The organism is Nocardia amamiensis NBRC 102102, from assembly GCF_001612745.1.
Lineage (GTDB): Bacteria > Actinomycetota > Actinomycetes > Mycobacteriales > Mycobacteriaceae > Nocardia > Nocardia amamiensis.
This window is the reverse complement of the sequence record NZ_BDBA01000052.1, coordinates 17,301-31,294: the sequence shown is the minus strand read 5'-3', so window position 1 is coordinate 31,294 and position 13,994 is coordinate 17,301. Positions and strand designations below refer to the sequence as shown.

Sequence of the window (13,994 nt, the reverse complement as noted above, 5' to 3'; positions counted from 1 at the left end):
TAGAACGGCAGCAGCCGCTGCACGCGGTCGGTGACCTCAACCAACGCCGGCGCGCTCGCCGCGTAGTCGAAGTTGGCGTATGTGGCCGTTCCGCCCTGCACGAGCGGCACCAGCAGCTCGTCGCCGGAGACCCGGGCTAGTGCGGCACAGGTGTTGTCGACAGCAATAGTCATCACGTGAATCCCGTCGGCTCAGGGACCCGCGATCGCATGATTCGCCGAGTCCGCGCTTGCCGCGCCCGGTTGGGCGTCGGCCGGGTCGTCACCCGGAGCACCCCACCGCGGAGGAGGGTTGCCGACCAGCAAGCCGGGGCTTAGCGCTGGCACTCGTGACCTGACCCGAGACTGGCAGAAGCGGCCTTGTGCTGTCAACCGCGTGCCAACCCGAGCCGGCGCATCCCGATCGGGACATGGCAACAGACGCGAGTCCTCGCAAGCACACTCGCGATCCGTTCACTACCCTGACCAAGTCCTACGGGCGCCGTTCGCAATCGAACCCGCATCCACCGAATCGCACTTGCCTCGAATACATCACGCCTCCCGCATCCGATTTGGCGCACGCTCGGCACCTCATCCACGACAAAGCCACGATTGAACAAATGCAGCAAACATGCAGCAGCGCCCTGAAACCCGCATGAATCAGCGCTCGTCTGTCAGATAACCACAGCGGACCGAACTTTTTCCGGCAGCAAAAGCAAGCGTTATCTGTTCGCAGCCAGTCACGCCCCGATTCGCGACCTGTCGGCCAGAAGGTCCTCGTTCTCCAGCTACCAGCATGCAGCGAAGCCTGATCGCGGTCGCCGCCGATCCGACCACACCGGCCCCACCGCCGCTCTCGACCGAAGCGAGACGAGCATCACCTGTTCGAGCAGCGCTGCGGGCGCCGCGGAAACAAACCCAGTACCGTGGACAACTGGCCAATCGGGGCATTTGCCCTTTGGTAACCCCACTATGGCGTGACGACGGAAAGTATGAGGCAGGTCGATGGCAGGTTCGCTGAGCACCGTGCTCAGAACAGAGGCCGACGCGCCGGCGCGCCCGTTATCACGGGGCGACCGTGCGCCCCAGGCCAGAACCCTGGTCGACATCCTGACCGCTACGGCACTCACGCATCCCGACGCGCCGGCCATCGACGACGGCCAGGTGGTGCTGTCCTACCTCGAACTGGTCGTCGAGGTGGAGAAGACCATGGCCCGCCTCGCCACCGCGGGAGTACGTCCCGGCGACCGGGTCGGCGTGCGTATGCCCTCCGGTACCCGCGGGCTCTACGTCACCATCCTCGCGATCCTCTACAGCGGTGCCGCCTACGTGCCGGTCGACGCCGACGACCCGGACGAGCGCGCCCAGCTGGTCTTCGGCGAAGCACAGATCACCGCGATCGTCACCGGCGACGGCATCGAGACGACAGCCGCCGGTATCCGCGCTGCGGAGCAGCACGAGGGTACGGACACCTGGTCGGCGCTCCCGGCCCCCCGAGACGACGCCTGGATCATCTTCACCTCCGGATCGACCGGAACCCCGAAAGGCGTTGCGGTCACGCACCGCAACGCCGCCGCGTTCGTCGACGCCGAAGCCGACCTGTTCCTCCGCGACGCTCCGATCGGCCCCGGCGACCGGGTCCTCGCCGGTCTCTCGGTCGCCTTCGACGCCTCCTGCGAGGAGATGTGGCTGGCCTGGCGCAACGGCGCCTGCCTGGTGCCCGCACCGCGCGACCTGGTGCGCACCGGCGCCGACCTGGGACCCTGGCTGGTGCGGCGGGAGATCAGCATCGTCTCGACGGTGCCGACCCTGGCGGCGACCTGGCCGGTCGAGGCGCTGGAGGCGGTGCGCCTGCTGATCTTCGGCGGCGAGGCCGTCCCGCCCGAACTCGCCGAACGTCTTGCCGGCGACGGTGATTCGTCTCGCGAGGTATGGAATACCTACGGCCCCACCGAGGCAACGGTCGTCGCCTGCGCGGCACGGCTGGACGGCCAGTGGCCGATCCGCATCGGGCTTCCGCTCAACGGCTGGGATCTCGTCGTGGTGGATCAGGCGGGAAACCCGGTGGCCGAGGGCGAATCCGGCGAGTTGGTGATCGGTGGGGTCGGCCTGGCGCGCTATCTCGACCCGGTCAAGGACGCGGAGAAGTACGCGCCGCTGCCTTCGGTGGGCTGGGACCGCGCCTACCGCAGCGGTGACCTGGTCCGCAACGACACCGCGGGCCTGGTCTTCCTCGGCCGCGCCGACGATCAGATCAAGCTCGGCGGCCGCCGCATCGAACTCGGCGAGATCGATAACGCGCTCCAGCATCTTCCCGGGGTCACCGGCGCCGCCGCCGCGATCCGAACCACCCAGGCGGGCAATAAGTTACTGGTCGGCTACCTGACCGGCCCCGGACCGGACTTCGATGCCAAGGCCGCACGAGCGATACTCACCGAACAGCTTCCGGCTCCGCTGGTCCCCCGGCTCGCGGTGGTCGACGAGCTACCGACTCGCACCTCCGGCAAGGTGGATCGCGACGCGCTGCCGTGGCCGCTGCCGGGTGCCACGGAGGACGACGACGACAACGACCTGACCGGCACGGCGCAATGGGTTGCCGGACTGTGGGATTCGATTCTCGGCGGCGAGGTCGGCGATCTCGACGCCGACTTCTTCGAATTGGGCGGCGGCTCGCTCGCGGCCGCACAGCTGGTCGCCGCCCTGCGCGAACGTTATCCGCAGATCGCCGTCGCCGATGTCTACGACCACCCGCGCCTCGGCGCGCTGGTCGACCTGCTGGAACAGACCACGCCCGCGGTCGCCGTCGCCGAACGGGCGGTACGCCCGACGCCCTTGGCCGCGCAGGCGGCGCAAGTGCTCGCCACCATCCCGCTGACCACGCTGACCGGACTGCAGTGGTTCACCTGGCTGGCGATCGTCGGCAATATCGCAGCCTGGTCCGGCTCGCTGCCGTGGCTGCCGCAGCTGTCCTGGTGGTGGACGCTGGCCGCGTTCGCACTGTTCATCTCGCCGCCCGGCCGCATGGCGATCTGCGTGGCGGGCGCACGGCTGCTGCTGCGCGGCGTCCGGCCGGGCCGCTATCCGCGCGGTGGCTCGGTGCATCTGCGCCTGTGGGCGGCCGTCCGCCTGTCCGAGGCCAGCGGCGCCGAGAACCTCTCCGGCGCACCGTGGATGGTGCCGTTCGCGCGTGCGCTCGGCGCGAAGATCGGCAAGGGTGTCGACCTGCACACCCTGCCACCGGTGACCGGCATGCTGGAACTCGGCGACGGATGCAGCGTCGAGCCGGAGGTCGATCTGTCCGGTTACTGGATCGACGGCGACGTGGTGCACCTGGGCCCGATCACCATCGGCCCCGGCGCGGTGGTCGGCTCGCGCTCGATCCTGCTGCCCGGTACCAAGATCGGCAGGAACGCCGAGGTCGCGCCGGGCTCCGCGGTGTCGGGCAAGGTGAAGGCGGAACAGGAGTGGGCGGGCTCGCCCGCGGTGAAAATCGGCAAGGCGCAGCACCGCTGGCCACCGCAGACCCCTGAGCGGGCCCGGCACTGGGTCGGCGTCTTCGGCGTCACGTCGATGGTGTTGGCCGCCATGCCGATTCTCGGCCTCGGCGCGGGCGGAGCTTTCCTCGCCTGGTTCGTCCGCGATACCCGGACGCTCGGCGCGGGCGTTGTCCGCGCCTTCGCGATTCTTCCCGTCGCGACCCTGCTCAGCCTCGGCGTGTACGCGGCGGCGACCATCGTCGCGGTCCGGCTGCTGAGCATCGGCCTGACCGAGGGCTACCACCCGGTGCGCAGCCGCGTCGGCTGGCAGGCGTGGGCCACGGAGCGACTGCTGGATTCCGCACGTACCTTCCTGTTCCCGCTGTACGCGAGCCTGCTCACACCGTTGTGGCTGCGCCTGCTCGGCGCGAAGGTCGGCAAGAGCGTCGAGGCGTCCACGGTGCTGTTGCTGCCGAAGTTCACCACCGTGGCCGACGGCGCCTTCCTGGCCGACGACACCATGATCGCGGGTTACGAACTCGGCGGCGGCTGGCTGCACATCGGCGAGGCCAAGGTGGGCAAGCGGGCTTTTCTCGGCAACTCCGGGATGACCGCCCCCGGCCGCCGCGTCCCCAAGAACGGGCTGGTCGCGGTGCTGTCGGCGGCGCCGTCCAAGGCGAAGGCGGGCTCGTCCTGGCTGGGCAGCCCGCCGGTCCGGCTGCGCCGCACGGCGGAGAACACCGACACTGCACGGACCTTCGACCCGCCCGCCCGCCTGCGTATCGCCCGCGCCGTCGTCGAAACCTGCCGGCTCTTGCCGGTCCTGGTGACGTTCGCCATCGGACTCGGCGTGCTGTGCACTCTGGCCTGGCTCGCGCAAACGTTCGGCCACCTGGCCGCCGCGCTGCTCAGCGGGGTGGTGCTGCTGACCGCCGGTGCCGTCGCCGGCGCGAGCGCGGTGGCCGCCAAATGGTTGCTGGTGGGGCGGATCGGCGCCGAGGAACACCCGCTGTGGAGTTCGTTCGTGTGGCGCAACGAGGTTTCCGACACCTTCGTGGAAACGGTTGCCGCGCCGTGGTTCGCCCGCGCGGCGACCGGTACGCCCGTACTGAATCTGTGGCTTCGCGGGCTCGGCGCGACCATCGGCCGCGGGGTATGGTGCGAGTCCTATTGGCTACCGGAGGCGGACCTGGTGACTCTCGGCGACGGCGCGACTGTCGAACGTGGCTGCGTGGTGCAGACCCATCTGTTCCACGATCGGATCATGGCCATGGACAGCGTCGCCCTTGGCGCCGGGGCCACCCTCGGGCCGCACTGCGTCGCGCTCCCCGCCTCGGCTATCGGCGACGGCGCGACCATCGGTCCGGCCTCGCTGGTCATGCGCGGCGACACCGTGCCAGCGTCGACGCGCTGGTGGGGCAACCCGATCGCACCCTGGTTCACAGGCGACCCCGGAGCGAGCTGATGGCGGGCAAGTTCTATGAAGCCCCCATCGATGAGTACCTACCGCAGAACGGCAATCGCGGGTACCGGGTCTCACGATACGAACTGGAGCTGGCCTATCGAGTCGCGGGCAACCGGCTCACCGGACGCGCCACGATCACCGCGGTGACCACCGCTACTCGCCCGCGGTTCGCGCTCGACCTCGCCCAGGCGCTCACCGTCGCGAAGGTGTTCGTCAACGGAACCAAGGCCGCCAAGTTCACCCATCAGCACGGCAAATTGGTGATCACCCCGCAGCAGCGGATTCCGGCGGGCGGCGTGCTGTCGGTGGTGGTGCAGTACGGCGGTATCCCGAAGCCGGTGCGCGGACCATGGGGCGAGGTGGGCTGGGAGGAGCTCACCGAGGGCGCGCTCGTGGCCAGCCAGCCCAATGGCGCGGCTTCCTGGTTTCCCTGCGACGACCATCCGAGTTCCAAAGCGAGCTACCGGATTTCGATCACCACCGATTCGCCGTACTACGCACTGGCCAACGGCACCCTGCTGCGCAAGCAGACCAAGGCCAGCCAGACCACCTGGGTCTACGAGCAGCCCGAGCCGATGCCGAGCTACCTGGCGACCATCCAGATCGGCCACTATCGCAAACATCGCATCGGTCCCATACACGCTCCGGTGCCGATGCAGGCCGTCCTCCCGGCCCGACTGCGCGCGAACTTCGACCACGACTTCGCCCGGCAGCCGACGATGCTCGAGGTCTTCACCGAGAAGTTCGGCCCCTACCCGTTCGAGGGCTACACGGTGGTCGTCACCGACGACGAGCTGGAGATCCCGATCGAGGCGCAGGGCATCTCCATCTTCGGCGCCAACCACTGCGATGGCCGCCGCGGCGCCGAGCGGCTGGTCGCACACGAGCTGGCCCATCAATGGTTCGGCAACAGCTTGACCATCCGGCAGTGGCGCGACATCTGGCTGCACGAAGGTTTCGCGTGCTACGCGGAATGGATCTGGTCCGAGGCGGCGGGCGGGCCCACCGCCGACCAGCTGGCGCGCGCCGCGCGGCACAATCTGTCCCGCCAGCCGCAGGACATCATCGTCGGCGACCCAGGACCGCGGCGCATGTTCGACGACCGCGTCTACAAACGCGGCGCGCTGACCTTGCACGCGCTACGCCTGGAGCTCGGCGACTCCACGTTTTTCAACCTGCTGCGCGAGTGGACCATCCGCTACCGCCACTCCTCGGTGACCACGGAGGAATTCACCGACCTCGCGGGACACTACAGCCTGGTGCCGCTGCGGCCGCTGTGGGAAGCCTGGCTGCTCGCCGAACCGCTACCCCAGCTGCCGCCGCACGGCGGCGCGTCGATCGCCTGATCAGAACACCAGGTAGCGCGCGGCGAGCTCTTCGACGAGCGGATCGTCCTCCGCGACGTTCGCCAGCGCGTCGAGATCGGTCTCCACGGCGATCCGCCGGGGGTCGTCGTGCTCGGTGTCGAGGGGTCCGTCCTCGGCGAGCTGGCGCAGCAACTTCTCCAGCACCCTTGCCTTCAGCGAGTCGTTCATATTTGGAACTAGCCTCCAGGCATGGCGGCTACACCGGTGTGAGCAGGGTTCCCCACGGCGTATTGCGCAGCACGGTGTAGACCGCCAGCAATCCGAAAAATGTCCACATGGTGGTCCGGCTGATCGACGGCAGGCGCATCGCCTGACCGCGCCAGGCCCGGACAGTCCAGTCCGTCACCCATACCGCGAACGCGAGCACCAGGGGAATCGCGAGCAGATTGCTGTGCAGGGCATCGACGATCTGGCCATCGGTGAGGTTGTGCACGGCGCGCATGCCGCCGCAGCCGGGGCAGTACCAACCGGTCAGTGCATACACCGGGCAGGTGCCGTAGGAGCCTTCGACATGGGGATCACGCAGGTGCAACAGCACGCCGACACCCACGCCGACACCCGCCACCAGCAGCGGCAGTGCGGCTGGGCGCCAACCCGTCCGCTGCTCGGTCTCCGTACTCCGCTCGGCCTCCGCGGCGGTCGCGGATCCGTCCGCGGCGGTCGCGGATCCAGGGGCAGTGCGCGCGATGTCCACAGCATCAACCGTAGCCGTGTTCATCGTGCTGCGCCCAGCTACTCCGGCTGGGCGAAACGCAGCACGTTGCCGGATGGGTCGACCAGCTCGAAACCCGGCCCACCGGGGCCGTCCTCGGGGCTGCCCGGCTTGGCGTAGCCATAGCTCTTGCCCGCCAACTCCGCCTGCCAGGCGAATACGTCGTCCACCGCGATCCATACGACGCTGCCGGGAGTGCCGTCGCCGTGATGCTCGCTGAGATGAATCGTCGCTCCGGCCCGCGAGATCTGCGCGTACAGCGGGAACTCGGCGCTGAAGCGGTGCTCCCAGTCGACGGCGAAACCCAAGTAGTCCCGATAGAACTCGAAGGTCCGCGCGACATCGAACATGCGCAGCACGGGTATCGGCGGTTCGAAACGGATCTCCTCGTTGACCACACCGTGATTGTGGCACCGGGGTCGGACAAGATCGGTACCGAAATGATCTTTTGATCGGAGCGAATCCGGGGTACTCCTTGGTACAAGCCAGGAATTCCGTCATCGACCGCTTGCACTAGCAAGCACCTTGCTTGCACTGTACGGTGACGGAGGACACAAAGGAGTGCTCGATGCTGGTGAAGTCGATGAGGACGCTGGCGGACGCGCGGGGTGGCGCGCTTACCGCCGCTTACCGTGCCGGACTGCGGTCTCGCACCTTCCGGACGGCGTCTCTGAACGCCCCCACCGCCCCGTGTGCGGTCATCCCGGTCACTACGAAGGACGGCGCCCGTCTCCGGGTGCACGCCTACGGTCCCGCCGATGCCGACGTCATCGTCCTCATCCACGGCTGGAGCTGCAGTATCGAGTACTGGAATCCGCAGATCAACGCCTTCGCCGACCGATATCGAGTGGTCTGCTACGACCAGCGCGGCCACGGCGCGAGCGAACTCGGCAAGACCACCCCGGACAAGGAAACGATGGCCGACGACCTGGCCGCCGTCCTTTCCGCCACGCTGCGCCCGGGCCGGCGCGCGGTGCTCGTCGGGCACAGCATGGGCGGAATCACCGTGCAGGCGTGGGCTTCCGCCTACCCGGACCAGGTGCGGCGGCAGGCCGCCGCGGCCGTGCTGCTGAACACCAGCTCGGGCAACATCCGCTACGACACCGATCTGCTCCCGCTGCTGAACAAGCCGCTGACTTTGGCCGACCGGCCGCTCACCGTACTGGGCGCCACCGTACGGATGCCGATGATCGTGGCCGAGACCCTGCTCACCGCCCCGGTGCCGCTGCCGGGTGGTTGGCCGGCCAGCGCGCTGCTCAAGGCGCGCATCATGACCGAGCAGGCCACCACGGACCAAGTCGAGTTCGCCCTCGGCATCGTGCGGTCCTGCCGACCGCTCACCCGCGGCAGGCACGCCGCCGCGCTCGCGGATATCGATCTCGCCGAGGCCGCCGCGTCGCTCACGGTGCCCACCACGGTGATCGCGGGCGTGCACGATCGATTGCTGCCCGAGCGCATGTCGCGCCGCATCGCAGATGCACTCCGCGGCACCGGTCATCTCGCCGCGTACCACGTGTGGCCCACTGGGCACCTGGGCAATATCGAAGCCGCAGACCGCTTCAACGCGGAATTGGCGAACATCGCCGAGCGCGTCCACCTGCGTTCCGCAGCCGCAGGCTGATCCACCGCCGCGCGCTGAACGGAAGACGTTCTCCTGGGCCGGTCAACGGCGCCCGGCCCAGGAGTAACGGCTTGCGCCGCTTCGGCTTACCCCATCCCGCACCCGCCCCACTCGCGGTAGCCATCTCCCCATGGACGGCAAAGACGCGGACGCCGAACCTCGCCGTGCTGGTTAACATTCTGCGAATCGCGAGCGAAACAGGGGCAGACAGTTCGGCCCCTAGGACAGAGCGGAGCAGCGGTGAAGGGCTATCGCGGAATAACGGCAGTGGCTTTGGCCGCCGGAGCGCTCGCGCTGGCCGCTCCGACCTCGTCCGCGCTTCCCATCGGTGTCACACCGGCACGCACCCTCTGCGGAGGCGGCGGTACCGGCATCGGAATGATTGCGGCGCAGTACGATCCCGCCCGCGACTCCTCCGATAATCCAACGCTATGGATCCGTCCGGAGTTCGTCTTCGCCCCCGACTCGCCCGGCGCGTCCTGCGGCGCGGAGGTCACGGTGTATTGGCGGAACTCCGACACCGGCGAGTTCGGCGGTCTCCCACCGGTCTGGATCGGCGACGACACGCCATCCGGCGAGAACGTCCACGGCAACTGGGTGCCCGTCACCATTCCCACCGGTCTCGGCCGAGCCGAAGTGCTCATCGCGACCAACTACCCGCATGTCCCCGGCAAGGGAACATTCGTCGTCACATAGTGCGCGCGGGCGTCGTTTTCGCCCTCGGCGCATCGGAGCCTGTCCGAGCCATGGCCGGCACCGAACGAATCCGGGCGACATAGCCGCAGACTCTTGACCCGTTCCAGAAAACGGACAAGACTTCCTTGCGTGGCAACAGCCTCGGAGTTCCAGCAGATGCTGCGCGGAGTTTCGCTGCGTGTGACCCGTCCCCGGGTCGCCGTGCTGAGCGCGGTGCACGATCACCCGCACGCCGACACGGATTCGATCATCCGGGCCGTGCGATCCAGGCTGCCCGAGGTATCCCATCAGACGGTGTACGACTCGTTGAACGCGCTCACCGCCGCAGGCCTGGTCCGGCGTATTCAGCCGTCCGGTTCCGTGGCACGTTACGAGTCGCGGGTCGGTGACAACCACCACCACGTCGTATGCCGGGTATGCGGGGTGATCGCCGATGTCGACTGCGCCGTCGGCGAGGCCCCTTGTCTCAGCGCGTCCGATGACCACGGCTTCTCGATCGACGAGGCCGAGGTCATCTACTGGGGCCTGTGTCCCGACTGTGTAGGAGTACAGGCTTCCCTACCGCATCCGTGATCGCAGCCCATCACTCATTTCAGGAAGGAATGCTGTGTCATCCGATAGCCGCCCACCCAATCCTGACAGCAAGACGCAGAGCGCGAGCGAGAGCGAGAACCCGGCGATTTCGGCCCCCGCGCAGAAGACGGAGCATCGTCCCCGCAGCAACAAGGACTGGTGGCCAGAGCAGATCGATGTGTCGGTCCTGCACGCCCACTCGTCCAAAGCCAACCCGCTGGGTGAGGACTTCGACTACCCGGAGGAGTTCAAGAAACTCGACGTCGATGCCCTCAAAGCCGACGTCGCGGCAGTCATGACCAACTCGCAAGACTGGTGGCCGGCCGACTACGGCCACTACGGCGGCTTGTTCATCCGGATGAGCTGGCACGCCGCGGGTACCTACCGCATCGCCGACGGTCGCGGCGGCGGCGGTCAGGGCGCCCAGCGCTTCGCACCCCTCAACAGCTGGCCGGACAACGCCAATCTGGACAAGGCTCGCAGGCTGCTGTGGCCGGTCAAGCAGAAGTACGGCAACAAGATCTCGTGGGCCGATCTGCTCGTCTTCGCAGGCAACGTGGCCTTGGAGTCGATGGGCTTCAAGACCTTCGGCTTCGGCTTCGGCCGCCCGGACATCTGGGAACCGGAAGAGGTCTTCTGGGGTCCGGAGGACACCTGGCTCGGCGACGAGCGCTACAGCGGTGACCGTGAACTGGCGAGTCCGTTCGGCGCGGTCCAGATGGGCCTGATCTACGTGAATCCGGAAGGGCCCAACGGTCAGCCGGATCCGGTGGCCGCGGCACGGGATATCCGTGAGACGTTCGGCCGCATGGCGATGAACGACGAGGAGACCGCCGCACTGATCGTCGGCGGCCACAGCTTCGGCAAGACCCACGGTGCCGGCGATGCCGACCTGGTCGGCGCCGAACCAGAAGCTGCCCCGATCGAGCAGCAAGGCCTGGGCTGGAAGAGCGCCTACGGCACGGGCAAGGGCAAAGACGCCATCACCAGCGGCCTGGAAGTCGTCTGGACCGCCACCCCGACCAAGTGGGGCAACGGCTTCCTGCAGAACCTGTACGGCCACGAGTGGGAGCTGACCAAGAGCCCAGCCGGGGCATGGCAGTGGAAGCCGCGAGACGGCGCAGGCGAGGGTGCCATCCCGGATCCGTACGGTGGTCCGGCGCGAACCCCGACCATGCTCACCACGGACCTGTCGCTGCGGGAAGACCCGATCTACCGGGAGATCACCCGTCGCTGGCTGGACCACCCGGAGGAGCTGTCCGAAGCGTTCGCCAAGGCGTGGTACAAGCTGCTGCACCGCGACATGGGACCGGTCAGCCGCTATCTCGGGCCGTGGGTTGCCGAGCCGCAGCTGTGGCAGGACCCGGTACCCGACGTCGACCACGAACTGATCGACGAGCAGGACATCGCGGCACTGAAGAGCAAGGTCCTCGAGTCCGGCCTGTCCATTGCCCAGCTGGTCAAGACCGCATGGTCGTCGGCGGCCAGCTTCCGCAGCACCGACAAGCGCGGCGGCGCCAACGGCGCTCGGATCCGGCTGGAGCCGCAGAAGAGCTGGGAGGTCAACGAGCCTGCCGAGCTGGACAAGGTACTGCCGGTGCTGGAGCAGATCCAGCAGAACTTCAACAGCTCGGCCCCCGGCGGCAAGAAGGTCTCGCTTGCCGACCTGATCGTTCTGGCCGGATCCGCGGCCATCGAGAAGGCGGCCAGGGACGCGGGGCACGACCTCACGGTGCCGTTCGCACCGGGGCGTACGGACGCGACGCAGGAGAACACCGATGTGGAGTCGTTCGCGGTGCTCGAACCGCGGGCCGACGGGTTCCGTAACTACGTGCGGACCGGCGAGAAGGCTCCACTGGAGCGCCTGCTGCTCGACCGGGCGTACATGCTGGACCTGACCGCTCCGGAGTTGACGGTGCTCATCGGCGGCCTGCGCGCCCTCGGCGCCAACTACGGCGGCACCGAACACGGCGTGTTCACCGACCGGCCCGGCGTGTTGACGAACGACTTCTTCGTCAACCTCCTCGACCTGAACACGGAGTGGAAGCCGTCCGAGTCGGCGGAGAACGTCTACGAAGGCCTCGACCGGCCCTCCGGCCAGGCCAAGTGGACGGCCACCGCCAACGACCTCATCTTCGGATCGCACTCGGTGCTGCGTGCGCTGGCCGAGGTCTATGCACAGCATGACGCCAAGGAAAGGTTCGTGAACGACTTCGTCACCGCGTGGGTCAAGGTGGTCAACAACGACCGGTTCGACCTCGCCTGATCTGTACCGACAAAAATTCCAGGCCGACCCTTCGGGGTCGGCCTGGATTTCGTTCGGGGCTCGGCGCATCGGGCTGTCCGTTTTCGACCTGCGAACGGCCCCCCACTCGACTCCGCAAGAGGCCATTGGATCGGAGCGGCAGGCTCGACATCGGCCGCCAACGGGGTCCCAGCCCGCCGCCGCGACGATGGGCGGCTTTCGGTTACGCGGGTTCTAGGGCACAGCAGTTCTCGCCGACAGGCTGTTGATCAGGCAGGGCAGCACCGATTCACTGGTCGGACCGCAGCTGCCACCGACGACGACGTCGGCTTCCGGCACCGCTGCGGGCGCTTCGAGCGGAATCGGATCCGCACCCGCGGAGCCACTGCCCATCAGAACGGTCGCGCCGAACAAGACGCCGAGCAGCAATCCACGTACTGACAATCGAGACTTAGGCATCGAGATCTCTTCGCCCTGCACGCGCTTGCGCATGTCAAGAGGTATGGAGCCGCCTGGGGGAATCGAACCCCCGACCTTTTCATTACGAGTGAAGCGCTCTACCGACTGAGCTAAGGCGGCGTGCCTTTCGGCCAAGCGAGTCTATCGTCTCGGGGCCGGATCGCGAAAACGGGTGGTCACGGTTGCGGGGACTGGGCGGCGATCAGGGCTGCGGCCATGGCGGCGAGGGCGAAGCGGGGTTTGACGTTCAGGTCGAGGGCCGTACGGCAGGCGAGGACGGCTTCGATGGACTGCAGCAGGCCCTCGGGGCGCACGCGGGCGGCCAGGTCGTGGATCTGATCGGACAGGTCGGGGTGGGTGAGCGCGATGCCGGAATCGCGGCGGGCGGCGCCGAACCGGACGGCGAGCGCGTCGCGGTAGACGCCAGCCACGTCGATCAAGGCGCGATCGAGGGCGTCGCGGCCGGTGCGGGTGGCGCGGGATTTCTGCCGTCGTTCCAGGTCCTTCAGTACGCCCGCGGAACCACGGGTGGCACTCGCCGCGCCCTTTCCGGTGCCGCCCGCGCCCAGTGCGGTGGCGAGTTCTTCCCGTTCGCGTTCGTCGCGGGACGCGCTCATCTGTTTGGCCTCGTCGTCGGCCGCGCGTACCAGTTCGTCGGCGGCGGCGTAGGCAGCTCCGGGCTTGCCGACCGCGGCGACCAGAGCCAGCGCACGCTGGCGGCGGGCACGCGCCTCTTCGTCGGTGGCGAGCCTGCGGGCCCGCCCGACGTGCCCGCCGCTGATGGAGGCGGCCCAGGTCGCGGTCTTCTCATCGAGCTTGTCGCGTTCGAGGAGCACCCGAGCGATGGCGGGTACCGAGGGCGTCACCAGATGCACATGCCTGCATCGGGAGCGCAGCGTGATCGAGATGTCCTCCGGATCCACCGAGGGCGCGCACAGCAGGAACACCGTCCGGTCCGGCGGCTCCTCGACCACCTTGAGCAGCACGTTGCCCGCCGCCTCGGTCAACCGGTCGGCGTCCTCGATCACCACCACCTGCCAGCGGCCGGTACTCGGCCTGCGCGCGGCGATCTGCACGATCTCGCGCATCTCCTTGGTGCTGATGCTCAATCCCTCGGGCACCACCCGGCGCACGTCGCCGTGCGTGCCCGCCATGGTGGTGGTGCAGGCGTGGCAGCTGCCGCACCCGGGAACCTGCGGGTCGGTGCATTGCAATGCGGCTGCGAAGCACAGCGCCGCAACGGATCGGCCCGATCCAGGGGGGCCGGTGAACAACCACGAGTGCGTCATCGCCCCATCGACGACACCCGCGCGTGCCGCGACGGCCGCAGCTCTCAGCTCGGACTCGACCGCCTCCTGGCCGACCAACCGATCGAAGACACCCGCCACGCCGTACACCCTAG

11 protein-coding genes, 1 tRNA gene, 1 pseudogene and 1 riboswitch are annotated in these 13,994 nt (G+C 68.2%); of the genes and pseudogenes, 6 read left to right on the top strand and 7 right to left on the bottom strand.

Annotated elements, in window-relative coordinates; translation table 11 throughout:
* A pseudogene (locus NA4_RS42550) lies at positions 1-173 on the bottom strand (aminotransferase class V-fold PLP-dependent enzyme); the annotation flags it as partial.
* Between the two features lie 47 nt (positions 174-220).
* Positions 221-334, bottom strand: a riboswitch (SAM riboswitch).
* A gap of 670 nt (positions 335-1,004) precedes the next feature.
* Between NA4_RS42550 and NA4_RS12755 the strand changes: the two are divergent.
* Both NA4_RS12755 and NA4_RS12750 read left to right on the top strand, forming a co-directional pair.
* Complete coding sequence (locus NA4_RS12755) at positions 1,005-4,919, top strand: Pls/PosA family non-ribosomal peptide synthetase (RefSeq protein WP_067469127.1); 3,915 nt, start codon at positions 1,005-1,007, stop codon at positions 4,917-4,919.
* Positions 4,919-6,265 carry a M1 family metallopeptidase gene (locus NA4_RS12750; protein WP_084497030.1) on the top strand — a complete coding sequence of 449 codons (1,347 nt, stop codon included), beginning with the start codon at positions 4,919-4,921 and terminating at the stop codon, positions 6,263-6,265. Before NA4_RS12755 ends, NA4_RS12750 begins: the two co-directional genes overlap by 1 nt.
* Here NA4_RS12750 and NA4_RS12745 read toward each other — a convergent pair whose 3' ends face one another.
* Genes NA4_RS12745 through NA4_RS12735 form a run of 3 tightly spaced genes read right to left on the bottom strand, consistent with a single transcriptional unit; the run spans position 6,266 to position 7,396 of the window.
* Positions 6,266-6,454, bottom strand: a complete 189-nt coding sequence (locus NA4_RS12745; RefSeq protein ID WP_067469107.1) for a hypothetical protein — start codon at positions 6,452-6,454, stop codon at positions 6,266-6,268.
* A gap of 28 nt (positions 6,455-6,482) precedes the next feature.
* Positions 6,483-6,980, bottom strand: a complete 498-nt coding sequence (locus tag NA4_RS12740) for a DUF2752 domain-containing protein (RefSeq protein WP_245671314.1) — start codon at positions 6,978-6,980, stop codon at positions 6,483-6,485.
* A 38-nt stretch (positions 6,981-7,018) separates the two neighbouring features.
* Positions 7,019-7,396 (bottom strand): glyoxalase superfamily protein, encoded by a 378-nt coding sequence (locus tag NA4_RS12735; RefSeq protein WP_218022294.1) that lies wholly within the window; start codon positions 7,394-7,396, stop codon positions 7,019-7,021.
* A 170-nt stretch (positions 7,397-7,566) separates the two neighbouring features.
* Here NA4_RS12735 and NA4_RS12730 point away from each other — a divergent pair, with 170 nt between their 5' ends.
* From NA4_RS12730 to katG, 4 genes are all read left to right on the top strand, one after another.
* A complete protein-coding gene (locus NA4_RS12730; protein ID WP_067469104.1) occupies positions 7,567-8,619 on the top strand; it encodes an alpha/beta fold hydrolase in 1,053 nt (350 codons plus the stop codon).
* Between the two features lie 240 nt (positions 8,620-8,859).
* Positions 8,860-9,315 carry a hypothetical protein gene (locus tag NA4_RS12725; RefSeq protein WP_067469101.1) on the top strand — a complete coding sequence of 152 codons (456 nt, stop codon included), beginning with the start codon at positions 8,860-8,862 and terminating at the stop codon, positions 9,313-9,315.
* Positions 9,316-9,471: 156 nt separating this feature from the next.
* A complete protein-coding gene (locus NA4_RS12720; RefSeq protein WP_067469098.1) occupies positions 9,472-9,888 on the top strand; it encodes a Fur family transcriptional regulator in 417 nt (138 codons plus the stop codon).
* A gap of 34 nt (positions 9,889-9,922) precedes the next feature.
* Positions 9,923-12,154 (top strand): catalase/peroxidase HPI, encoded by a 2,232-nt coding sequence (katG, locus tag NA4_RS12715; protein WP_067469088.1) that lies wholly within the window; start codon positions 9,923-9,925, stop codon positions 12,152-12,154.
* Positions 12,155-12,367: 213 nt separating this feature from the next.
* Here katG and NA4_RS12710 read toward each other — a convergent pair whose 3' ends face one another.
* From NA4_RS12710 to NA4_RS12700, 3 genes are all read right to left on the bottom strand, one after another.
* Complete coding sequence (locus tag NA4_RS12710) at positions 12,368-12,592, bottom strand: hypothetical protein (protein WP_157128969.1); 225 nt, start codon at positions 12,590-12,592, stop codon at positions 12,368-12,370.
* A 44-nt stretch (positions 12,593-12,636) separates the two neighbouring features.
* Positions 12,637-12,712, bottom strand: a tRNA-Thr gene (locus NA4_RS12705).
* Positions 12,713-12,768: 56 nt separating this feature from the next.
* Positions 12,769-13,980, bottom strand: a complete 1,212-nt coding sequence (locus NA4_RS12700; RefSeq protein WP_067469117.1) for a DNA polymerase III subunit delta' — start codon at positions 13,978-13,980, stop codon at positions 12,769-12,771.
* Positions 13,981-13,994: the final 14 nt, after the last annotated feature.

Excerpts from the sequence above, each read along its gene's own strand:
- NA4_RS12750 (WP_084497030.1), top strand. The coding sequence starts at position 4,919 with ATGGCGGGCAAGTTCTATGAAGCCCCCATCGATGAGTACCTACCGCAG.
- NA4_RS12745 (WP_067469107.1), bottom strand. The coding sequence starts at position 6,454 with ATGAACGACTCGCTGAAGGCAAGGGTGCTGGAGAAGTTGCTGCGCCAG.
- NA4_RS12730 (WP_067469104.1), top strand. The coding sequence starts at position 7,567 with ATGCTGGTGAAGTCGATGAGGACGCTGGCGGACGCGCGGGGTGGCGCG.
- NA4_RS12720 (WP_067469098.1), top strand. The coding sequence starts at position 9,472 with ATGCTGCGCGGAGTTTCGCTGCGTGTGACCCGTCCCCGGGTCGCCGTG.
- NA4_RS12710 (WP_157128969.1), bottom strand. The coding sequence starts at position 12,592 with ATGCCTAAGTCTCGATTGTCAGTACGTGGATTGCTGCTCGGCGTCTTG.